Annotated in this window: 16 protein-coding genes; 11 read left to right on the forward strand and 5 right to left on the reverse strand. The window is 69.4% G+C overall.

The window, feature by feature from the left end; translation table 11 throughout:
* Nucleotides 1-29: 29 nt before the first annotated feature.
* Together BT341_RS48050 and BT341_RS41345 are read left to right on the forward strand one after the other, a co-directional pair.
* Nucleotides 30-674 carry an 8-oxoguanine DNA glycosylase OGG fold protein gene (locus BT341_RS48050; protein ID WP_425426506.1) on the forward strand — a complete coding sequence of 215 codons (645 nt, stop codon included), beginning with the start codon at nucleotides 30-32 and terminating at the stop codon, nucleotides 672-674.
* A 1,360-nt stretch (nucleotides 675-2,034) separates the two neighbouring features.
* A complete protein-coding gene (locus BT341_RS41345; RefSeq protein WP_072481391.1) occupies nucleotides 2,035-2,343 on the forward strand; it encodes a hypothetical protein in 309 nt (102 codons plus the stop codon).
* A gap of 277 nt (nucleotides 2,344-2,620) precedes the next feature.
* Here BT341_RS41345 and BT341_RS41350 read toward each other — a convergent pair whose 3' ends face one another.
* A complete protein-coding gene (locus tag BT341_RS41350; RefSeq protein WP_177329019.1) occupies nucleotides 2,621-3,328 on the reverse strand; it encodes a class I SAM-dependent methyltransferase in 708 nt (235 codons plus the stop codon).
* A 1,968-nt stretch (nucleotides 3,329-5,296) separates the two neighbouring features.
* On the opposite strand from BT341_RS41350, the gene BT341_RS44980 reads away from it, so the two are divergent.
* The 6 genes from BT341_RS44980 to BT341_RS41390 all read left to right on the forward strand — a co-directional run bounded on the left by BT341_RS44980 (nucleotide 5,297) and on the right by BT341_RS41390 (nucleotide 12,042).
* Entirely contained in the window at nucleotides 5,297-5,557 is a 261-nt protein-coding gene (locus BT341_RS44980) for a YbaB/EbfC family nucleoid-associated protein (RefSeq protein ID WP_072481394.1), read from the forward strand.
* A 242-nt stretch (nucleotides 5,558-5,799) separates the two neighbouring features.
* Nucleotides 5,800-6,324 carry a hypothetical protein gene (locus BT341_RS41365; RefSeq protein ID WP_072481395.1) on the forward strand — a complete coding sequence of 175 codons (525 nt, stop codon included), beginning with the start codon at nucleotides 5,800-5,802 and terminating at the stop codon, nucleotides 6,322-6,324.
* Nucleotides 6,291-6,929 (forward strand): DUF3558 domain-containing protein, encoded by a 639-nt coding sequence (locus tag BT341_RS41370; RefSeq protein ID WP_072481396.1) that lies wholly within the window; start codon nucleotides 6,291-6,293, stop codon nucleotides 6,927-6,929. The genes BT341_RS41365 and BT341_RS41370 overlap by 34 nt, the downstream gene beginning before the upstream one ends.
* Nucleotides 6,930-8,383: 1,454 nt before the next feature.
* Nucleotides 8,384-9,799 carry a polysaccharide lyase 6 family protein gene (locus BT341_RS41380; RefSeq protein ID WP_072481397.1) on the forward strand — a complete coding sequence of 472 codons (1,416 nt, stop codon included), beginning with the start codon at nucleotides 8,384-8,386 and terminating at the stop codon, nucleotides 9,797-9,799.
* Nucleotides 9,800-9,908: 109 nt separating this feature from the next.
* Nucleotides 9,909-10,178 carry a hypothetical protein gene (locus BT341_RS41385; protein ID WP_072481398.1) on the forward strand — a complete coding sequence of 90 codons (270 nt, stop codon included), beginning with the start codon at nucleotides 9,909-9,911 and terminating at the stop codon, nucleotides 10,176-10,178.
* Between the two features lie 730 nt (nucleotides 10,179-10,908).
* The gene (locus tag BT341_RS41390; protein WP_072482462.1) at nucleotides 10,909-12,042 is read left to right on the forward strand and encodes an alkaline phosphatase family protein; all 1,134 of its coding nucleotides are present in this window, start codon (nucleotides 10,909-10,911) and stop codon (nucleotides 12,040-12,042) included.
* Between the two features lie 601 nt (nucleotides 12,043-12,643).
* Here the strand turns inward: BT341_RS41390 and BT341_RS45800 are convergent.
* Complete coding sequence (locus tag BT341_RS45800) at nucleotides 12,644-12,919, reverse strand: hypothetical protein (protein ID WP_072481399.1); 276 nt, start codon at nucleotides 12,917-12,919, stop codon at nucleotides 12,644-12,646.
* A 128-nt stretch (nucleotides 12,920-13,047) separates the two neighbouring features.
* On the reverse strand, nucleotides 13,048-14,100 hold the full coding sequence (locus BT341_RS41400; protein ID WP_245805269.1) for a YeiH family protein: 1,053 nt from the start codon (nucleotides 14,098-14,100) through the stop codon (nucleotides 13,048-13,050).
* Between the two features lie 96 nt (nucleotides 14,101-14,196).
* Here BT341_RS41400 and BT341_RS41405 point away from each other — a divergent pair, with 96 nt between their 5' ends.
* Nucleotides 14,197-14,952 carry a GntR family transcriptional regulator gene (locus BT341_RS41405; protein WP_072481401.1) on the forward strand — a complete coding sequence of 252 codons (756 nt, stop codon included), beginning with the start codon at nucleotides 14,197-14,199 and terminating at the stop codon, nucleotides 14,950-14,952.
* A gap of 257 nt (nucleotides 14,953-15,209) precedes the next feature.
* On the forward strand, nucleotides 15,210-15,812 hold the full coding sequence (locus BT341_RS41410; RefSeq protein WP_072481402.1) for a hypothetical protein: 603 nt from the start codon (nucleotides 15,210-15,212) through the stop codon (nucleotides 15,810-15,812).
* Here BT341_RS41410 and BT341_RS41415 read toward each other — a convergent pair.
* Nucleotides 15,803-16,306, reverse strand: coding sequence for a helix-turn-helix domain-containing protein (locus tag BT341_RS41415; protein ID WP_177329020.1), 504 nt, complete (start codon nucleotides 16,304-16,306; stop codon nucleotides 15,803-15,805). The genes BT341_RS41410 and BT341_RS41415 overlap by 10 nt on opposite strands.
* Before the next feature lie 1,701 nt (nucleotides 16,307-18,007).
* On the opposite strand from BT341_RS41415, the gene BT341_RS41420 reads away from it, so the two are divergent.
* A complete protein-coding gene (locus BT341_RS41420; protein WP_072481404.1) occupies nucleotides 18,008-18,250 on the forward strand; it encodes a hypothetical protein in 243 nt (80 codons plus the stop codon).
* Between the two features lie 407 nt (nucleotides 18,251-18,657).
* On the opposite strand, the gene BT341_RS41425 is transcribed toward BT341_RS41420, so the two are convergent.
* Nucleotides 18,658-21,909, reverse strand: coding sequence for a helix-turn-helix domain-containing protein (locus BT341_RS41425; protein ID WP_177329021.1), 3,252 nt, complete (start codon nucleotides 21,907-21,909; stop codon nucleotides 18,658-18,660).
* Nucleotides 21,910-22,265: the final 356 nt, after the last annotated feature.

The following is a 22,265-nucleotide window of genomic DNA, read 5'->3' on the forward strand; positions in this document are numbered from 1 at the left end:
GTAATGAACGCCCGCTGCTCGGCGACTTCATGTTCGTGTCACATGGTGCGCTCCCTGGTGAGCCAGGCCCAATTCCGGTCGACGTCACGAGGTGGGCAGCAGGACTCCCTCCCGGCGCGTGGCCGGCGGGCTTCGCCTCAACCGGGAATGTCTGGCGTAGCGAGGTCTTCGCCCTCGCTACGCCGGCGCTCGCGGAACGTCTCAAGCGTGCAGCTCGCGGCAGGCGTGCTGGCCTGGGGACACGGAGCCGCGGGTACGGACCGTTTCGGATCGGCCGCATCCTCACTCAAGAGCGGGCCGGCGATCTGCTGGAAGCCGCACTCGGAGGACTGCGCTCGGACGCCGTCACTCCGGCTGTAGTCGAACGCTGCTACGAGCGGTTCAGGACCACCGCGAAGCTCCCCGGCCTCGGAGCTGCGTTCTTCACGAAGTTGCTCTACTTCGCCGGCTATCGCCGTGGACAAGGAGGGATCCAGCCGTTGATCCTGGACCGAGTCGTGGAGGGCCGGCTGCCCGCATCGGCGGGACCAGCCGGGAAGTATCGGACGGAGCGGTGGACCGGCACCTGGCTGGCCTATCTGCACTGGGCGGCGGATCAGTCCGTCCGTCCCGAGTTCGGTGACGAGCCGGACCGCGTCGAGATGGCAGTCTTCGCCGGTTCCTGGTCACCCTGACCTCTCTCCAGAGCTTCAAGGCCGCGACGACTGCCGCTACACCCGCTCAGCCGCAGAGCGTGCGCCTCGGCAAGCGGCGCTCGGCAGCTCAACGCGGGGAACCGGCCGCACCACCGACATAGCTCGTCAGTGCGGGTTCCGTCTACACGGCGCTGCTCGATTTGACCCCGCTCGGCTGGCTCTTGCCCACCGTCGTGTGCCGACCGCATGGTTCTTCGAAACGAACGCGGGCGGTCCTCTCACCAATTTCACTGGGGCACAGCTGGGCAAACCCCCCTGTCACAACCGCACTCAACAACACACAGTTGCCAGCGACGGCACCGAAGCGCATCATTTAACCAGGCGATTCTCTATCGCCGCAGGTCAGGACCATGATCGACCTGGCAGTGAGGGGGTCAGGGGTTCGAGTCCCCTTAGCTCCACTCTCTCGCAGAACCCCTTCGATCACGCCGTCCCGGCAGGTCGGAGGGGTTTTCTGCGTTCCGGGTTTGATCTTCGGCGATCTTCTTACAGCGTGATGTTGTGCTCCTGGTGGGGCAAAACTGGAGCACTGCTCCAGCCCCGATACAGCATCCGCCCGGGCACCACTGATCCGCATTCACCACGCTCGGGCGCTTGCAGAGCTCGATCGTCACCGGGATCGACTGACTCACGGCGGCACTGGCGTCGATGACACGGTGGTGTTCGGCTCTCCGGGTGTGGCCGATCACTTCGGGATCGACAACACCGCCGCCGCTCTGAAGTGCCGCAGGGACACCCTTACAACATCAACGCCGATGGCGACCGGGTTGCACATTGGGTGCCGGAGACTGGCGGTACGGTCGAGCCCCGTACGCGATGGACGGCAGGACTCAGTTGTCGGCCGACACGGCGACCGGGCCGGACGGCGCGTCGCTGGCGGCGTCGCACGGGCACAGCGAGTACACCCGCACGACCCCGGAGGGGTCGACAGCACCAGCACAACATCGCCGCGAATGTGGCCGGCAAGCCGCAGCTGAGGCCGCGGCGCTGGCGGCCGTTGTGACGTCGGCTGGATGTAGCGATGGCCACCCGTATCTTGATCCTCAACCGACGAGACCGTCGATGTCGAAGCCACAGCACCACGCGCAGCTGGCGACCAGGCCGACACTGGATGAGGCGATCGTCGGCTACGAGAAGCTGCGCACTGCGCTGCGAGAACGTCTGACGCCGACTTCGGCGTCACAGGGAGGACTGAAGAACCCAACTCCGCCGAGTTCAGTGGCGGGCTGCCATCTGATCAAGAAGTAGGCTCGGGTCGCAATCGCGTACTCAAGGGATCCGCGTGAACAGGACACCATCTTTCGGGCTTGACGGCGGCGAGACACCGACGGCGCGCCGGGTGCTGTTCGCGGCGGCGTGCTGGCTGCTGGCCGTTATTACCGGTGTGGGAGCGGTGGTGCTCGCCGCGGCCGGGGTCATGAGCAGCGACCCGTGCAGACCCGACGACACGGCGTTCATCTGCACCGATGCGGGGCAGAGCCTCGCGTGGTGGCTTCCACTCGCCGGCTGGGCCGCCTCGGTCCTGCTCGCCTGGATGATCGTCGCGAGAGCCGGCCGGCGGTCCGGACTTCGCAGCGTCGGGCCTGCGACCGGCTTGGTGCTCTATTCGGGCGTCGTGGCCGTCGAGTGGTGTCTCGTCATCAGGTGAGTTGCGTCCGCCTGGATGCAACCCCGGCCGAAGCCGCACACCATGCCGGTGCACTGCCGCGCAGCGTATCCGCTACCTCACGCGGATCCCGCGCTGGCTGCTGGCCGCACCGACCTCTTCGCCCAGCAGGTCACCGCCGCCACCCCGGATCCGTCTCTGGAGTCCGTCCTGACGCGGTCACCTACGAACCGGCTTGCCGCAGGTGGGGTGCCGCACCCTCGTCACTTCGGTCAGCTGCCCCGCACCAGCCACACTCCCGTGACGGCGAACGGGCTGCTCAGGTTGGCGACCACGGGACTGCGCGGGGTGCGCGTGCCGTGGCGAGGACCCGGCGCAACCCGTCAAAGGTCGCGAGCACGCGTTGCCCCTCTTCCTGCATCGACCGCAGTGCAGGGTCGTCGCTGATCTCAACGGTGAGGGCTTCGCGCCACAGCGCATGCTCGGCCCGACGCCACACCGGTTTGTCGGTGACCTCGACATCCACGAACCCGGCACGCGGCAATTGCCGGGCCAGATCCAGCTGCCGCAGTCGCGGCGACAGCCGTTCGTCGTCCGCGTCGAGGGCTTCCCAGCAGGTGACAATCACACGTCCGCCGGGGCGAACGATTCGACGGCACTCTCGCAATGCGTCCGGTAGCGGCTCGGCGAACTGGATGGAATCAACGATGAGCACCGCGTCGACCGACGCCGTGCTCAGTCCCGTAGCGGTCAGCTCACCCACGCGGAAGTCAGCGCGATCCGCCAGCCCCAACTCCCGTGCCCGGCGCTGGGCCTGCTCGATCGCGACGACGGAAAAGTCGATCCCCACCACCCGACAACCACTGCGTCGCGCGATCTCCAGCCCGTATCCGCCGCGACCGCACGCCAGATCGGCCAGAGTTCGCTCAGCACACAGGTCGAGCGCCGACACAACTTCATCGAGCCCAGCTTCGCCCAGCAGGCTGGTGGACTGCAGATCCGGCGGAAGCCCCAGCACCCGCCGCACGAGCTCATCGGCTATCGGCGACTCGGCCCGATCCGCGTACCAGCTGTCAAACTCCCCAGCACTCCTCGCCACCCTTCGACCATCTCACATCTCTCCACGCCCGGATGGGTGCCTGCCCGAACGGTCCGGCCAAGGACAGATCGGGTACGAATCTACCGGGGCGGGTACCCAAAAAGCTGGGTGACCACCAATAGCGTCGTCTGCCGGGGTCGCCTGCGTCATCCGTCGCGACCCCAGCCCGTTTGGTGCACGACATGCTGTGCCGGGGACTACCCGCGGCCGTAGCGCGGCTTGCACTCGACACTTCTGCCGCAGAACACGTCCAGTTCGATAGGATTTCGTCGTGCTCCGTGCCGCAGGTGCTGATATCTCGGAGCCGGTCTCAGGCGATGCCACAACCATTGATTCGCTCGCATCGGCCGCGATACACCGGGCGTGCGAGCAGCCAAAGTGCAGGACTGGTCGCCTGACCGCCTGCTCGACCACATGACCGCGGTGTCCCTCGGTCCAGATGGCTCGAACACCAGCTTTGACCCTCTCGCCGCAACATTCAAGCTCGTCGCTCGCTGACCGGCATACGGCTCACCGGTGACCTCGTTCGCGGAGCGAGCTGGCCAGCAGAATTCCTTCCGCGCCACCGCAGACGCGAGCCAGTCTGACATCGCCAGCACGGTGAACCCATCCGAGCCGGTGTCGGATCAGGCACTCGCACCGGAAATGGACACAACCCAGAACCGAAGTCCAGAGCAAGTCTGGAGCGGGCGCCGCGCGGGCCGGGCGGTTCCACGACGTCCCGCTGTAGCCATGGGTCTGGCCGCAGTACCTGCGCCGCAGCTGCCGGAGGCCGGACGATCAGCTACGACCACTCGGTCAACTTGCGCACGACCACGTGCAACCTCCGCGAGGAGAACCACCTCGACCGGCGACGTGGCTGGAGCTCCCCGTCGATCCAGGAGATCGATCGCAGGCGTCGCCCGCTGACCTCGTGATCGATCTCAGAGCATCGAAGATCCAGGGGACGCGCACGGAAATCGTCTTGGGACTGGACGGGAACCAGGTCGGCGGGCTGAGCGTGCACTTGTGCGATGCCGACGGACACACAGTGATCTGCCAGATCGAGGTCAGCGCGCCCTATCGACGTCGTCGCGTCGCACCCTTAATTCCTGGCGCCGCACGCTGAGCATCTACGGCAAATTCCGCTATCACGGTGCCGACGACCTGCGTCGCCGTCTCGACACTCTCACCGCAACCCGCCGTAACCGCAATGTTTGACTCTTCAGTCGAGTCCAAAGCCAGCGTTACCGCCTGCGGATACCCCACGAACGGCCCGGTTCACTCACCTCATGGCGGTTTCGTGAGTTCGCCGACTCCATGCCTTCGCCGCCACAGCAGGGTCGTCCGCGGCGGCCACCACTTCGACGTACGAAGGTGTCGACGCGGCTCGGAGCCTGTTCTCCTTGGTGTATCCCCGAACTACACACCGCCGGGACTCGACCAGGAGCCCATAGCGTGCGTGGCGGGTGATCGAACAGTGGACGATGTCGTATCGACGTCGTATCGGTGACTCCAGGGACCTCCTGCAACGTGTCCGTCTACGGCTTGTTGGCTCGTCATTCGCTCGTGGTGGTGGCCGTGTACACGATGGCGGGTGTCCGGTTGTTGGAGGGCTTGGTGCGGATCGCGCCCTTCGTCGGTCGAGGGACGGAACCGCCGAGTGGCGGAGCTGGGTTGCGCGCTGTGCACGGCGGTGGCAGGGCCGCTGGTTTCGAGGTCGGGTTCGAGCCTGCTGAGAGAGCATTCAGTGGACGATGACAGTCGCGACGTTCCTCGCGCCCGCCTGCGCCGCGGTGATATCGACCCTTATTTCTCAGTTTTGGTTGCGCCACGGCGGAGTCACAGTAGGGTGCTGCCCGGGCACGGTCTGTCATACGGACAGGACCGGGAGCAGGGGAGCGTTATGCGTAGGCCGTGAATGCTCTGGGCCGCGATCTGCGGCTGGTGCAGCAGCAAGCCGGTGAGCTGGACGCGCGGCTGGCGGCCGCCCGGCACACGGGACGTCCAACCGATCAGCTGGTCACCGCCGTGGTGACCGGCCAAGGCGCACTGCTCGATCTGCGCATCGAGAATCGGGCACTCGCCGGTACGAACGCGCACAAGCTGGGCTGTCGATCGTCGAAGCGGTCCACGCCTCGCGCGCCGCGGCCAGCGCGGCGGCGGCACCGCAGTTGAACGCCCTGTTCGGCAAACAGCCTCCGGCCTCACCAGTCAGCCCGCCTCCACCGGCGAGCGGGCTCGCTGCGACGCCGCGGCCGGGACCAGCGCCGGAACCCGTCCGCCGCCAGCCCATCGCCGAGGACGACCCGAGCTTCGAGGAGCTCGATTTCCTGACCGACGAGGAGCCGCAGCGGGACGGTGGTCGCTGGTGAACAGCGAAGAGCAGCTCTATCACCTGTCGAAGGAGATCGACGCGCGTGGCCGCGGTGGAGCAGGCGGCACGGACCGGTGAAAGCCTGCCCACCAGGGTGCCCATCGGCACCGGGCTGGGCACGGCGACCGTCGACGGGCTCGGCGGTCTGGTCTCGGTCGAGCTCGACCGGGACGCGATCGCCGGGCAGTCCGGCATCCCTTCCGGCATCGCCGACTGCGTGATCGAGACCTACGGCAAGGCGATCGAGTTCATCGGCACCTGCGCCGTCGAACTCGGCAAACTCGGCTACAAGACGATCGTCGCGATCGTGACCTCGGCCATCCCCATCGTCGACGTCTTCGCCTCCAAGGACGTCATCGACGCGGTCGTGGACGCGTTCGCGACCCTCATCAACTCCATCAACGGATTGTTCGCCCAGGCCATCACCACGCTGGGCCACTTCCGCGGGCAGGCCACCGCCCTCGTCCAGGGCAACACCAACTTCCCCGACATCCCCCCGATGCCCGCCAACTCCGGAATGGACAACGAGAAGCAATGGCGCGTCGACCCGACGGCGGCGCCGGCATGAGGACGGCAATCCTCGGCTGTGCGGCACTGGTGTCGGCGAGCCTGCTCGCCGGGTGCGGCCCGTCGGAGCCCGAGCGCGTGCTCGCCCAGCCGCCCGCGCCGGTGCAGACCGGCGCTCCACTGCCCCCGGACCACGTCGATCAGCCCGTCGACCTGACGAAATTCGACACCGACCCGTGCAGCCTGCTCACCACGGAGCAAGTCGCCGCGGTGGTGGCCGATCCACCCGACGGCGTGCGCCCGGTCAGGCAAACCACCGCGCCTACCTACGGGTGTTCGTGGGTTGAGCCCTTCGGTGCGAATGCGACCGCTTCGAAACCGGCCAACGGCCCGCGCACCCTCACCGAGCTGTCAGCGACGGAGGCGAGGAAACACGACGAACTGGAGCCGTGGACCGAAACATCCATCGACGGCCTGCCCGCCATCGTCTACCACCAGCGCGGCAGCACCGATGACTGCTCGGTGGCGGTACAGGTCACCGACCAGCAGATGCTCACCTTCGAGATCGTCGGCAAAGACCTGCCGGGCAACTACTGGGCCAACGACCGCTGCGGCGGCGTCGCGAAAATGGCCGAAGCCGTCATCGGCAACCTCCGCAAACCCTGACCCGGCACAACCACCACGACAGCACATGACCGGAGCCAGCCCGGACGCCACCGCCCTGTGAAGGAGCGCATCGACTCCAGCTCGGCGAGAGCGTGCGCCGCCGGCGGCGAGCCCTCGAACGAGCTCGCCGCCAACGCGACTGGCTCGCTCAGCGCACCGAGGACGACTTCGTGCTCACCGAGACCGGCTCCGGACCTGGCACCCAGCTGATCGCCCAGTCCTACCGCGACGCGGCGTCATGCTGCTGTCGAAGGTCGAATGCACCGTGGACCCATCGGCACGGCGATGCCCTACCTGCCCGGCATCGCGGTGAACACCGACAACGGTCCGTTGCGCATCCTCGGCGCCTGCGTCCCCTCCCGCCTAGGCCACGGAAGCAAAACCACCCGCACCAGAGATCACCCCGCTCGTCGACGAACGCGCTGTCATGCCGAATCGCGTGCGTCGAGGGCCTATGGTCGTGTGCCCGGCTCCCCCGCCGGACGCTCAGGTCAGCGGTCCTTCTCTTGGGGAAGAAGGGCACGCAGCACCCGAGCAGCGCCGGTGGGGCTCGCCTCGCGTACGGCGGGTTCGCCGAGGGTGACGGCGGTGCGCGCAGGATGGTCAGAAGGGCGGCGTCGCGTCGATTGTCACAGAGTGAAAGCCAGGTGAGCACGGCTCCGCGGGCGGTCGCGTGGATGACCGAGGCCGCGAACTCCTCGTCGACGCGCAGTAGGCCGCCGGCGGCGAGGCGGTGGATGCGTCCGCGCAGGATCTCCATGCCGGCCTGATAGGCGGCCGAGTCCGTGCCGCGTCGTTCCCGCGCGCACCGGTCGCGGTGACTTGCTGGTCGCCGGCGGCCAGGGCCGTCCGGCCGGTCACGTGGCGCGGCACACCCGGCGGTGCCGATGACGCGGCACTGGTCGCGATCGACGACACGGGCGGGCGTCCTTCCCTTCTGGACGGCCGACCGGATCGCCCGGCGGAAGAAATGCACGGAAAGCGCGTCGCGCACGCCTGAAAGCCTGGCCCTGGATCCGCTGACCGCATTCGCACCCGGTCCGCCCACCTTTCGGAACTGATCTCACCATCACAGAGAGATAGGATCTCTGGCGCGCCGAATCGCGAGGTCTCCATCGCCTGACCGACCGGCAACAAGACGCGTGTTCGCATGTACCGCTCGGTGGCACACGTGCCGTCAAGCGCTGCGCATGCAGGTCGTCCAGCTTGACTCATCCGATCTTTGGTGGTTCCCTGAGTGGACCGCCGCGGAAGTCACCGGGACTGACTGTCACCCGATTCCGGGAGTGCGGATGAGCGTATGGCGAATACGGAACCGGACCGGAATCCTCCCCCGTCCGGGACGGACCGTCCGGAATTCCCCGCCGTCACCGCCTTCTCCCTAATCGGACATTCGCGGCCAGAAGGCGCTTTCTCGCCGGTACTCTACTGAATTCACCATCCGAGGAGCTGACATGGTCCCCACCCTTTCCCCGACCCGAAGTCGCAGCGCATTGGCCGCGGCCGGCGTCGCCGGACTGCTCGCCGTCTGCGGTCCGATGGCCGCCCCGGCCGGCGCGGCCGCCGGGCCCCGGACACTGACCGCGTCGTCACCGGGCCAGCTCACCGCGGCTCTGGCACAGGCGCGGCCGGGCGACCGGGTCGAGGTGGCCGCCGGCGCCTACGCCACCGGCCTGATCCGGGTGCCGCACTCGGGCACCGCGCAGGCGCCGATCACCATCGCCGCGGCCCAGCCCGGGCAGGTCCGGTTCACCGGGGCCGGCGGGCTGGACCTGACCGGTGCGTCCCACGTCGTCGTGCAGGGCTTCGCGTTCGACAACGACGCCGGGCTGACCGTGCCGGGCAACGCCGCCGCCAACCGGATTACGCGGAACACCTTCAGCGGGAATCCGGGCGGCGCCGACCTGACGGTGAAGGCCGACGACACCGAGGTCGACCACAACACGTTCCAGAACCGGACGACGCAGGGGGTCTACCTCCAGGTCGTCGGACCCGGCGCGCACGACATGGCCCAACGAGTCCACGTGCACCACAACTACTTCTACAACCACCAGTACCATGGCGCAAACGGCGGCGAGTCGATCCGCTTCGGTCTCTCCGGCCGCCAGCACGCGGTGGCGAACGGGCTGATCGAGGACAACCTGTTCGCCAAGGCCGACGGCGACTCGGAAGCGATTTCCATCAAGTCGACCAGCAACGTGGTGCAGTACAACACGATCGTCAACAGCCGGGGAACGATCTCTTTGCGGCACGGGTGGAACACGCGCGTCGAGGGCAACATCCTCATCGGCGGCAGCACCGGCATCCGCTTCTTCGGCAACAACCACGTCATCGTCAACAACGTCGTCGAGGACACCACGGGCCCGGCGATGGAGGTCGGCGGCGGCGAGGTCCGCGACGACACCACCAGCGGCACCGATCACGAGGCCGCCGACCACTGCCTGGCCGCGTTCAACACGCTCTCCGGCAGCGGCCCGCTCGTCTGGTACAACAGCGGCAAGCCGTTCCCACCGTCGGACGACACGCTCGCCGACAACATCCTGCTCGGCCACGGCCAGCCGGCGGCCAAGGAGAGCGGCACGTCCTCGCACTTCACCGGCAACATCCTGTTCGGCTCCCCCGCCGGCACCCTGCCCGCGGGCGCGTACAAGACAGTCGACCCGAAGCTGGTGAAGGACGCACACGGCCTGCTGCGGCCCGCCGCCGACAGTCCGGCGATCGGCGCGGCGACCGGCTCGTTCCCGCAGGTGACGCTCGACATCGACCAGCAGACCCGGCCGGCCGCCAAGGACACCGGCGCCGATCAGCACAACATCGCCACCCCGGCCCGGCCGCTGACCCCGGCCGACGTCGGCCCCAACGCGCCGTAACCCCTGCATGCCGGGCCTCGACGCGGACTCCAGCGCCGAGGCCCGGCGTTCTTGCGTCGCTCGCCGAGTGCCGTGACCGGGCAGCAACTCAGGAAGAGGGGGCCTAGACATGCAACGACCTGCTCAGGTCACGGCATCGCGGACCCCGGCGCCCGTCCAGGCGGCGCGGGTACTGCTGACCGCCGTAGCGATCAGCCACCTGGTCGTGCCCCTGGTGATGGGGCTCAAGCAGAACACCCTGCTCGCCCAGATCGCGATCCAGCAACCCGATTTCGGCGCGGCTGAGGTCGCCCGGTCAGCCACTATCGCCGTGACGTCCAGGGCCACCTTGCTGTCCATGGCGTTCAGCGTCGTGTCTTGGTCATCCTCGCCGTCCTGAACGCACGCTTCTGCCGCGATGAAGGCTTTTCACTGATCGCGCTCTGGACTGGCTGACAGTTGCGACCCCACCGCTCTCGATGCGTCTACCTGCAGGACGAGCCCCATCATCGACCGGGAGGCGGGCCACAGCCCACTGCATGCTCAGGCCAGCAAGGCTTGCAGCTTGGCTTCGTTGGCCGGCTGATCTGGCGCACGGCGTTCCCGAGCAGCGCGATCCGGCCGCGTGACCACGAGTCCATCCGGATCTGGAACACGAAGTCCGGTGCGGCTTGCAGCGCCCGCAACAGCCGGGGAACCTCCCACCCGCCACCCGAGAACCGTTGCACCACAAACCCCGGACTGGGGTCTCGCTCGCGCACGAACCCTGGCCAGCGGGCATACCCGTGACGACACCAGCCCGGAGCAGGGCTACTTCCCTCTGGACGAACCGACCGTCCAGTCGCCGACGCGATCCTGCACATCAACAACGCAGACACTCTCACGGCAAGCGGCATGGAGGGCGACGAGTACCCGGTCCAGTTCACCTACGCAGGCGCCAACGAGTCGACGGGCGGAAACCCGGCTCCACGGCGATCTCCTGCCGCTCGGTCAAGTCCGCGCCCCGAGCACGGACTCGGCGGTGGTCCAGTCGTCCAGCACGTGCTTGCTCTGATCGGGGAGTGTGGATGGCGGAGGGTCGGCGGCTGGGTGACGATGCCGCTGAACCGAACAACCCGGAAGGACTGACCATGGCTGTCACCGGCCCGATCTCTCACGTCGTCATCATGGTCCAGGAGAACCACACCACCGACAACTACTTCCGGTCCATGGCAGCCTTCGGCGCCAACGTCGCGAACCGGTGGCCCACCTCGCCGAACCCGCCGAAATCGGACCAGCCGCACGACCGGCACGCCTACTACCGCTGGCTGACCAAGAAGATCACCGGCGCCCATGTGCAGTTCGACACCGTCAAAGATCTTCCGTTCTACGCCTGGCTCGCCGCCCGCGGCGCGTTCATCGAGAACCATTGCGCCGGCTACGGCACCAACTCCACGCCGAACCACCTGCTCATCGTCGGCGGTCAGACGCCGACGCTGCGCAACCCGCCCCCTGGTCAGGCTCCGCCGCTGTGGGACATGCCGTCGCTGCCCGGCCTCGCCGCCGACCACGGCCTCAGCTGGAAGGCCTACACCGGCAGCAGTGGCTACCCCGTCGAGTTCTACCAGCAGCTCAAGGGCTCCCCGAACATCGTCCGCTCGGCCGACATCATCACCGACGCGCAATCCCGGACCTTGCCCGCACTGTCGATGGTCTGGCACGACTCGCCCTACGACGAGCACCCGCCCGCGAACGTGAGCAACGGGATGGACGCGATCTGGCAGATCGTCGACGCGGTCGTGAAGGCGGGCGCCTGGGAATCGACCGTCTTCATGCTGACCTGGGACGACTGGGGCGGCTACGACGACCACGTGGTCACACCCAACGTCGAGACCAGCCTCGACGGCGTCCAGCTCGCCTACGGACCCCGCGTCCCGCTGCTGATGTTCGGCGGACGTGTCCGGCCGGGCATCGACCACCGCTGGTCGTGGCACCCGAGCATCCCCAAGACCGCCATCGACCTGCTGGGCCTGCCCAAACTCGGCGTGCCCAGGATCGACGGCGACAAGGGCCTCGCCGACCTCGTGGACCTCTCCGGCTCACCGGAACTCAACCCGGCCCCGCCCGCGCACGGCACGAAGATCACCCAGCCCGTCCCGCCCAAGCCCGCTCCGACGCCGGCCCCGGTGCCCCCTCCCCCGATCGCCAAGCCCACCACGGTCGGCCCCATCGTGCTGCGCGATGGCTCCGCCTTGCCACCACCCGATGACGTCCCACTGCGGTGAACCCGGCAACCCCGCGTCTTCCAGACGACGTCGTCTGCGGCGTCGGCCACGCGCGGCTCGCTCGGCACCGCGGCCACTGGGCGCGGTGGCGGGCATCGGGTAGCCCAGCGGTGCCGGGTCAGCGGGATACGCACTCCCCTGCCGGACGCCGGACACCTCGGGCCGGTCACCGACCACCGAGGTCACGCTCGCCGCGATCGAGCGGCGATCTCGCGCAGCTGCACACCGGACGGGCAGGCACCGGCGTGAGGTCAGGCGGCGAGGTCGCAGACGGCGACGACCGTCAACGCGTTCTGCGGATTCGTCTCCCGGTTCTTGCGTGCCGCGTCGCGGCCGTCGACGTTGATCTCGCAGCCGAACGTGTCCGGCAGCTCGGGACGTGACCTGCCTGCTCGGGTTCCTCGCGCAGCTGCTGCCGTACTCGTGCCGGGTCAACCCCTCCCCGGCACGTCCCCACCGATTGCCTCGCAGGCGGCGGCCTTCCTGCGCCACCACGGCCGAGACCGGGTCGTCGTGCGTTCGGCGGGCTCCGCGCCGGACGACGCCGTCAGCTCGGCCGTCGTCCAGGTTATGCCGCCGCGGCATCCCGGCCGGTTTGCCCTCATCGCAGGTTCGCCGCTGCTAATGTCCGGCCGGTGAAGGTGTGGTGGTGCGGTTTCGCGGCGGGCGCCGGCCTGCTGCTTTCGGCGTGCGCGGGAGGCGGGTCAGGCACCGGCGTGGTGGTCACACCGACGACGACGGCGCCGTCGACGACCCAGGCACCATCCACATCGGACTCGCCGGCGACGACCACGGCCCCGGCGACCACGCAGACGACAGCCCATCCACCGACGGCGACCACGACAAGGAAGCCGACGACCGAGCGCCGCCCCACCACCCGGCGGCGTCCCCGCTGACCTCAACTGCGAGGCGTCGCCACGCTGACTCGGCACACGCGCCCGCGCTCGGGCATCCGATCGAACGGCTCGCGCAGGAGAAGGGGGTGACCTATCACACCGTCGCCGGTCAGAGGGTGCCGGTCAGGGCTTGGAGGGCGAGGCTCGCCGCCGCGACGGCGACCCAGAGCAGGCCGCCCAGCAGCAGCGGCCGGGGCCCGGCGCGGCGCAGGTCGGCCGGGCGCATCGCGAGCCCGATGCCGGCGAGCGCCGTCGTGATGAGGAACGTGCCCAGCACCGACAGCGCGGGGTGCCAGGAGCCGGGGACGACGCCGAGGGTGTTCAGCGTCGCCGCGGCGATGAACCCGAGCAGGAACAGCGGGACGATCTTCCGCCACGGCAGCGCGTGGACGCCGGAGCCCGGCCGTCCGGCCTCGCGGCGTGCCTTCAACACGGCCAGCACCATGACGATCGGGATCAGCGTGAGCGTGCGGGTCAGCTTGACGACCAGGCCGTACGAACCGGCGTCGCCGCCGTAGGCGTAGGACGCGGCGACGACCGACGAGGTGTCGTTGATCGCGGTGCCCGCCCACAGGCCGAACGCGTGCGCGTCCAGGCCGAGCAGATGCCCGAGCGGCGGGAAGAGCAGCACGGCCGCGATGTTGAAGGTGAAAATGGTCCCGATGGCGTAGGCGACTTCCGCTTGCCGCGGCTTGATGACCGCGGTGGTGGCCGCGATCGCGGACGCGCCGCAGATCCCGGTGCCGACGCCGATGAGGGTTTGCGTGTCGCCGCGGACGCCGAGCCACCGGCCCAGCAGCCACGCGCCGCCGAGCGCGACGGCGAGCGTGCCGAGCATGACCGGCAGCGACTGTCCGCCGACCCGCAGCACCTGCGACAGGGACAGCCCGGTGCCGAGGACCACGATCGAAGCTTGCAGTACCGGCTTGGCCGCCACCGCATAGCCCGGCGCCCACCGCTCGCCCCGCAGTGCCGGGACGACGGCGGCGGTGACCGCGCCGAGCACGATGCCGAAAACCGGGCCGCCGACGACCGGGACCAGTTCGCCGAGCGCGGTCGCGACCGCCGCGACCACGACGGCCACCAGCACGCCCGGCAGCGCCCGAGACCGGCGGGCGGGCGACGCCGGCGCCGCCACCGGTGCGTCTCGGAATGTGGTCACCAACGCCTCCCTGCCCAAATGTACGTACAATTAAGCTAGATGATGTTCGGACATTTGGCCACCGGTAGGGTCCGGCGGGACAGTCGGGAGGAAGCCATGGCGCCGCGGACGCTCAGCCGCTCGGGCACCGAGCCGCTCTGGCGCCAGCTGCAGCGCGAGCTGCTGACCAGGCTCGACGCCGGCGAGTTCGCCGACCGGTTCCCGGGCGAGCTCGCACTGGTCGACGAGTACGGCGTGAGCAGGCACACGGTCCGGCAGGCGCTGCGGCAGCTGCGCGCGGAGGGCGTGATCGTCGCCGAGCGCGGCCGGCAGCCCCGCGTGGCGCCGCCGGCGGAGATCGCCCAGCCGATGGGGGCGCTCTACAGCCTGTTCGCGTCGGTCGAGGCGGCCGGGCTGTCGCAGCACAGCGTCGTGCGGACCTTCGACGTCCGCGCCGACGCCCTCGTCGCCGAACGGCTGAACCTGGAAGCCTCCACCCCGCTGATCTACCTCGAACGGCTGCGCCTCGCCGGGGACGAACCCCTCGCCCTCGACCGGGTCTGGCTCCCGGCCGACCTCGCGCAACTGTTGCTGCAGGCGGATTTCACCCACACCGGCCTCTACGCCGAACTGGCCCGGCGCACCGGGATCAAGCTGGATCACGGCCGGGAAGAGGTGCACGCGGTCATCCCCACCGCCGCCGAACGCGCCCAGCTGGCGTGCGCGCACGACGTCGCGGCATTCGCGATCAACCGGCTCAGCCACGCGCGCGGGCGACCGGTGGAGTGGCGCCACACCCTGGTCCGCGGCGACCGGTTCGCGCTGACCGCGGAGTTCTCGGCGGCGGGCTACCGGCTGCTCGGACCCGCCTGAGCGACCGTCGGGCCGTCGGAGCCCGGACCAAGGTCGAAGGCAGCGATCGCGCCGCCCGCGATCCGCCCACCCTCCGAGCTGATGTAAACCGTGCCGCAAGACCCGGACTTCTCCGCTGGCCGCCCCGGCTGCGGCTCGAGCCCACGCGGAACTCAACGGTGAGCACTTAGGTCGCGACCTGGCTTGTCCTGGTCGCCCTGATCGTCCGTCTTCTGCGCAAGAGCGGCAGGCGTGAGCAGCTCGACCGGTACCGCATCATGCAGTTCGCGGCGCGCAATGGGCTGGGTTACCGGATGAAGGTCGAGGATCCGGAGCAGGCTGCCGGGATTTTCGCGCTCGGGCGGGGACGGGTGGCGTCCGATGTGGTCGTGTCCGAGGTGCCGCGTCCGATGGAGTTCGGCCGGTACCAGCATGTCACCGGGCTCCGCGAGATGGCGGCTCTCCTGGCCCGGTACGCCGAGCGCCCGGTCGACCTCGAAATCATCCAGAACCGGCTTTGCTTCTTCGCCAAGAAACCCTTCGTCACCACCGACCCGGATTCCTGGCGCTGGTCATTTCCCTGCTCGTCGACACCGCCGTACGCCGCTCGCCGATTGGTTGCGCTGTTGGCCGTGCGAGGACAGGTAGACGAGCTGGAACGGCAAGTGGCGGCGGGAACCTTCGACTGCCGCTACGTTGTTCAGCTGGCGCCCAGCCAGGTGATCGCGGCCGCCGCGGCACCGACAACGGTGGCGAGCAGCACCAGCCGCACCTTGACCTCGGAGTGGACACTCAGCGGGCGGCGGACGACAGGCAACATGGCAACCTCCGTGGCTGTTGTTCGAGTTGATCACGCAAGGGAGTCGAAAATTCAGCGATAAAGAGCGAAGAGCAGACGGCGGATGTCTTCGACGCTCGAGCCGCTCAGCGTCGCCAGCGGGGCGAACGCGTACTCGGGAACCAGCACCTCCGGCGTCGAAGCGTCCCGGAGCCGGACGCGAGCCCAGCGGCGCAGCGACTCCAGCGGCGCGGACTCGTCCTCGGCGAGCCGGTTCAGGTCCAGCGGGACCGGCCACTGGCCGCTCATGCCCAAGCGATCACCGACTCGCTCCAGCAGTTCGTGCGCCGATTCGCCCAGGGCCACGCAGATCTCGCTGAGCCGCAGCACCGCACACTGGCGAACGCCGGACTCGTATGCCGCCAGGGTGGAGGTCGAGACCGTGCCGTCCAGTTCCGCGGTCAGCTGCTGACGGGTGAGGCCTCGCCTTCGCCGTGACCGCTGCAGCTCGCTGCCCAGAACCCGCCGGTACTCGGTGAGGTCGAACTGGCGAGTTACGGGCACGGCTTCGCCGGTGGCCATCGCGCGAGCGGTCATACCGAGGCGACTGCACCCTCGTGCAGCCATGACGACGATTCCGCCCAGTAGAGCCAACCGTCACCCACACGGGTTAGCTCACATGCGACTCCGCCAACGGACTGCTCTGCCGGGGCTGCGGCGCCGTCCGCACCGATGAGGTCGGCTACCGGTGCCTGCGCGCGCTCGCCATCGGCATGAGCGCCGGCTCTGAACCCGTCTTGCCTGCGGACGGGACCGTCGGCCACCCGAGGTGCGCACTCGCCGGGACCAGACGGCGAGGTGGAATCAGGCTCGGCGTTGAATCAGGCGGTTGCGCCGAGCCGGCGAACGCCGACTTCGGCAAGCACGAGGTCGAAGTTGGGGGTGGCCGCCGACTCGGACTGGATTGCCTCACCACTGCTGTTCATCGGTGCGTCCCGTGCCGAGCGGCGCGGGCGCGCGGGCGGCGCCGGTCGCTGCGAACGTGCCCCTTGCCGGCGCGGCCGGACGTCATCAGTCCGCTGAGGACAGTCGCGGGCAGACCGACGATCGCTAACGCCATGGAGGTACTCCCGTGGGGTGCTGTGTTTCCGGACGCGCGGCGTGCCAGAAAAGCGCGAGGTCATGGGCGAGCTGCGCGGCAGGCAAACAGGCGGCGCGATGGGCCGCATCAGGCACAAGCCGAGCTGAGCTGGAAAGGACTACGTCGAGTTCGACCGCGAGTGCGCGGATGGCAAGGCGGATCGCGTCCGCGCGGCACGCGCCCGCCCTCGGTTCCACCCGGCGCCGGCCGTCGGGCAGATACCCGCTGGGCACGACGTACAAGGTCCTCGGCGAGGTTCGCGGAGCGAGATACCGGCTCGCCGCAACGTGTATAGCTCGCGTGTAACTCGCGAGCGGGCCGGCGGCACCGCACGGGCCGGCCAGCACCACCGCCGCGTTCGCGGCGGCGGCGAATCCCTGCCGCGAGGCCCGAAGCACCGGACCGGCCGCAGCCGGGCGCACGGCACGCAGACGTCCGGTACACGCATCCAGCTGCGCCAGCGCCGTCAATTTCGCTTCGATGACAACCGCTGTCCGCACGAGCTCCATAGGGCGAGACAGTACGGGCAGGAGGTATTGCACCGACGGGCGATCGGAGGACAACCCAGACGCCAAAATCCCACCGTGGAGCACTAGCCTCGCCCCGGAATCGTCACTCGATCAGGTGACGTGGAGGGGTCGAGCCTACGGTAAGCAGATCCGCGTCGACGACGAGATCTTCCGGCGACCAACAGGCCACCACGGCAGCCACCGACACGACGACCTACGCGCTACTGCTGGGACCTGGCTCTGCGTACTCGCAGGCGTCCTGGCCTTGCCCCTGGCAGGCTGCGCGGCCACTTCCGGCGACGACGCCACGCAGAGCAGCCCGGCACCACCCAGCACCCCGACGCCACGATCGGCCGCCGCCGCCCCGGCCGCATCCGGCGTCCCGATGCCCAACCCGCAGGCTCCCGCCTACACCGGACTGGGAGCGCACCTCGCCGTCGTCGAATACGGGGCTGACGCGACCAGCAGCTCGCTCACCCCGCCGCCCAACGCGTTCGAAATCGCGAACCTGCCGCCCGAACGGGAAGCACCCGCCAACGAAAACCGCGGCAGCAGCGGCGAAATCGAACCGCGCGCGGATCCGGCCAAGACCGAGCTGGTCATCTGCCTGACCGCCGCGCGGCCGACCGCTACGACGCCGGCCGGCAGGTGCCGGCTCTCCGAAGTCGACATCCCCTCACCTTCGACGTCTACCCGGCAACCTACGACTTCACCGTCTACGAGGCCCGCACGGGCACATCCCTCGCGGCGTTCTCCCTCCCCGGCGACGACGCCGTCGCGCAGTCCTGGCCGAGCAGCGCGAACGTCGTCGGCTCCGAACACTTCGGCCCGCACATCAAGCCGGCGACCTTCACCACGCAGGTGCGCGACCTGATCACCCGGACACGCTGAACCGGGCGGGTGCGGGCCGGGTTTCCGGGCACCGGCGCGTCCGCACCAGCCGAAGGTTCTGGGCAGCCGGCCTGGCAGGGCCGCCGCTCCTGTTGCCGCGTTGGGTGTCGCGCCCGGCCAATTAAGCCGTTCGATGTCCGGCAAGTCCGCCATCGCACCCGCCTTGCTCCCCTGGGTACTGACGGTGCCGACTCTCCCGTGGTTCCGTTACCGGTGCAAGTTCCGAAGAAAATCCGCGTCACCGAAGCCCATGTCGCGCATCTTGTGCGACGGATACGCGCTGGCACTCCGGAGGCTCCGGGATGGCCGGTGAGCAGTCCGGCGCCTAGTCCCATTGCGCCGGCTCGGAGGCGAAATTGTGGACGTCCCAGTAGCCCACACCATGAGCCGGCGGCCGCGGAGGCCGCTCAGCCTCGCCTCGAAACGCGCACCTCGAATGCGTAGGTGTTTCTGTTGCCCTCCACGGTGAATCGGTCGCCTGACTCGCTGAACCAGCACGCTACCGCCGGCTCCTCGAGCACCACCGTGCACAGCGGGCGGAACGTGCTCAGTTCGTAAGCGGTGATCCGGCCGTCTTCCGTCGTCGTGACCATGACCGTCCGATCCGGGTTCACCGCCAGCGCGCGGGGTTTCGGCCACACGATCTCCGCCACGAGCGCGCGGTCCGGGACGGTCCGCAGCTCCAGGCGCTCGTCCGGCCGGCCGAAGACCTTGCGGGCGGCGTGCGGCAGGACTCCGTAGTCGGTGCAGGCCTGCGCGCTGCTCATGACCCACGAGAACCCCTCGGCGGTGCAGGCCTCCACCGCCAGCAGGCCGTCGGCGCTCGTCACGACGAGCGTGTCCTCGGTGGCTGTCGTGCCGCTGACCAGGGCCCCGGACGGCAGGGGCCGGAACACGACCCCGGGTGGTGGTTCCGGTGGCCGAGCGACGTTTCCGGACAAGGGCTCGATCCGGTCGATGGCGTCATTGCCGAACAGGCGGACGGTCGAGTCGACCGATGCCGCGGCCAGCACGCCTCCGTCGGTGCTCCAGGCCAGGTCCGTCACCGCGGCCGTCCGGATGTCGGCCACGACGATCGGGGCGTCCGGGGCGAGATCGGTCAGCGCGACCAAACCCCCGCCCCAGTAGCCGCCGTTCCCGGCGATCGCGAGCAGCTCACCGTCCGGCCGCCAGGCCAGGCTCGAGACCGTGTCGCAAGCCGATTGCACGTACTTGACCAGCACCGGCCGCCCTGTCGCGGCGTTCAGCACGGCGACCGCGAAGTCCATTCCGACCGCGATCAGGCGCCCGTCCGGGCTCCAGGCGACCGAGCGCATCGTCATCTCTGCGTATGCGGGTCTGTACTCGATCTGCCTGGGCGGGTCCGGGGAAGCCGGATCCGCCCAGACGTACAGCGCGTGGTCCGAGATCGCGACCAGACCGGCGTCCGGGTGCCAGCTCAGCGCGTAGACCGGGATGTCGTGGGTCCGGGTCGGGGCCGTGCTCGGCTCTGCCTGCGGACGCCAGACCCGCAGGCGCCCGCCGCCGGCGACCGCGAGCTGCGTCGAGTCCTCGTTCCAGTGCAGGTCGGCGACGCCGTTCAGGAACATGTCGAGCCAATGCAGGTGGTCGACGGCGAGCACCGAGCCGTCTCGCGTGTCCGTGACGACGGTGCGCAGCACCCACTCGGGCTTGGTGCCTGGGTGTCCTCGGCCGGCGAGCGGATGTTCGTGGAGGAGCTGGGCGAGCCACCGGCCGTCCGGGCTGAGCCGGGCACGGAGGACGAGGTGCTCGGACACGTCGACCGCCGGCCGGGCTCGTCCGGTCTCGGCGTTCCACACCCGCAGCGTGCCGTCGTCGCCGCCGACCGTGGCCAGCGTGCCGTCCGCCAGCCACTGCACCGACGACACCTGGCCGCGGTGCCCGGCGAGCGAACGCAGCAGAGCGCTGCTGCCGCATTCCGGCAGCGGCTCGACGGGCCGGAGAGACCAGGCGGGCAGTGCCTCGTCCACGTGCGTGACGGCGACGCGGCCGGACAGGTGGCAGTACAGGCTCAGCGCCGAATCGGTGCCGTGCAGCAAATGGCCGTACGACCTCAAGATCCTCAGCAGTGTCGCGAGTTCTGCATCATCTTCCTGCGTGGCCAGGCAGGCGGAGACGTCGGCTTCGGCCGCGTGCACCCCGTCCGCGTCGACGCGGCGAGCCAGATGTCTCAGGTCGACGCAAAGCGCCGCGAGCTCGTCCGCCGCCCCGGCGCCGATGAGGTGGTGGGCGAGTTGCTGCCGCACGGCGCTGCCGGCGCGGTGCCAGCCGTCCGGCGGCCGGACGGCGTCCAGCAGGCGACGGCTCGCCTCGCGAACCCGTTCCGGGTGCGTGCGGCGCAGGTGATCCCGGATGACGTCGTGCAGGCGCACGCCGTCTCCGGTCAGCTCGGCCAGCAGGGAATGGCGGAAGAACCGGTCGCACTCGCTGGTCATCGACACCGTGTCCAGACCCCACAGGGCGGAAAGCAAGCCGTAGGGCACCGGCAGCCGCTCGGGGAACGCCGCCAGCATCAGGTACCGCTCCAGCGACGCCGCACCGCACGGGGACGTGGCGACCAGCTCGTCGAAGCTCAGGCGGAGGGTGGCGGCGACGCCCGGGCCGCTGTCGGTGTCGGTGAGTTCGTCGAGCAGCGCCACCCCGGACCGGGTCAACGCGGCGTCCAGTTCCCGGAACGCCAGCGCCGGCGGGAGACGCCGGCGAAGGAGGCTGATCAGCACACCGTTAAGCAGCGACAGCGCCAGCGGCCACCGGCCCACTCGGTCCAGCAAGCTCACCGGTGGTTCGGCGGACGCGTCGACGTCCCGGCACAACAGCGCCCTGGCCTCGGCCTCGGTCATCGCGTCGACCACCCGCTCACGTCCCCGGACCAGGCCCGTCCGCCGGGTCGTCACCAGGCGTACGCAACGCGGGCCACCCACCAGGAACGGCGCCAGGTCGGCCCGGTTGCGCACCCCGTCGATCACGAGCAGCATCTTCCGGTCGCCCAGCGCCGCCGCGAACGCCTCGGTCGCGCCGGCCACCGAGGAAGCCCGCTCCGGGCGCCGGCCGGTCAGGACGGCCACGGCGTCGCACAGCTGGCCGATCACGACCGACTCGTTGGTCGCGCTGCCCAGGCGGAACCAGTAGACGCCGTCTCGGAAGTGCTGCTGCAGCCGCGCGCACGCCCAAGACGCGACCGTGGTCTTGCCGAAGCCGCCGGCGCCGACGAGCACCACCGGAGCCGGCTGCCCGGCCGTCAGCGCGGCGAGCAACCAGGCTCCCAGCTCGGGACGTTCGACCGTTCGCGGGTCGTCCTCGCACCGGGGAACCGGGCGGGCGGCCGTCCGGCTGCCGGGTTCGGGTGCGCGGCTCGCCAGCCGCCGGACCAGGTCGGCGTGCTGCTCCTTCCACCACTTCAGCTCGCCCAGCCGGCGCGTCTCCTCGGCCCGTGTTCCCGGTGGCAGCGCCGCCACGCAGACGCCGACCAGGCTCGACACCCGCTCCCACGGCGGCACGCGCACCCAGCCGCCCCGCAGAAGATCGCCCACCGTCGACGACGACAGCCCCGCGCGGCCGGCCAGCTCGGCAATCGACAATCCCGCGTGCCGCCGCAACTGATCGAGATCAGCGGCGAACACCGCCTGCAAGCGCGCCAAACCGCCCTCCCCGGCTTCGGTCGACCGGAAACCAGCGGAATCCGGTGCCCGGAATCCGGCCATGAGCAGCTTAAACAATTCCGACGGCCGAGAGCGACCGGGAACGGTTCTGCCGCGTGGTCCGGGTGGCCAGAGTGGTCACCACGTGTTCCCCCATTTGACCTAGGAGCAACTGATGACCGATGCCCGCGATCGCAAAGTCCGCCCTCTTCTCCGCGCTGTGCTCAGCGGAGTTGTTTCCGGGATCACCCGCGCTGTCGTCACGTGGATCGCCGGCCAACTCGGCCGGTGACCAGCGGTTGCTCCGGCCGGACAATCGTGCGGACTCGACCGGGCTTCCTCGCGGGACACGTTTC

Origin of the sequence: Amycolatopsis australiensis (assembly GCF_900119165.1) — a bacterium.
GTDB classification, from domain to species: domain Bacteria; phylum Actinomycetota; class Actinomycetes; order Mycobacteriales; family Pseudonocardiaceae; genus Amycolatopsis; species Amycolatopsis australiensis.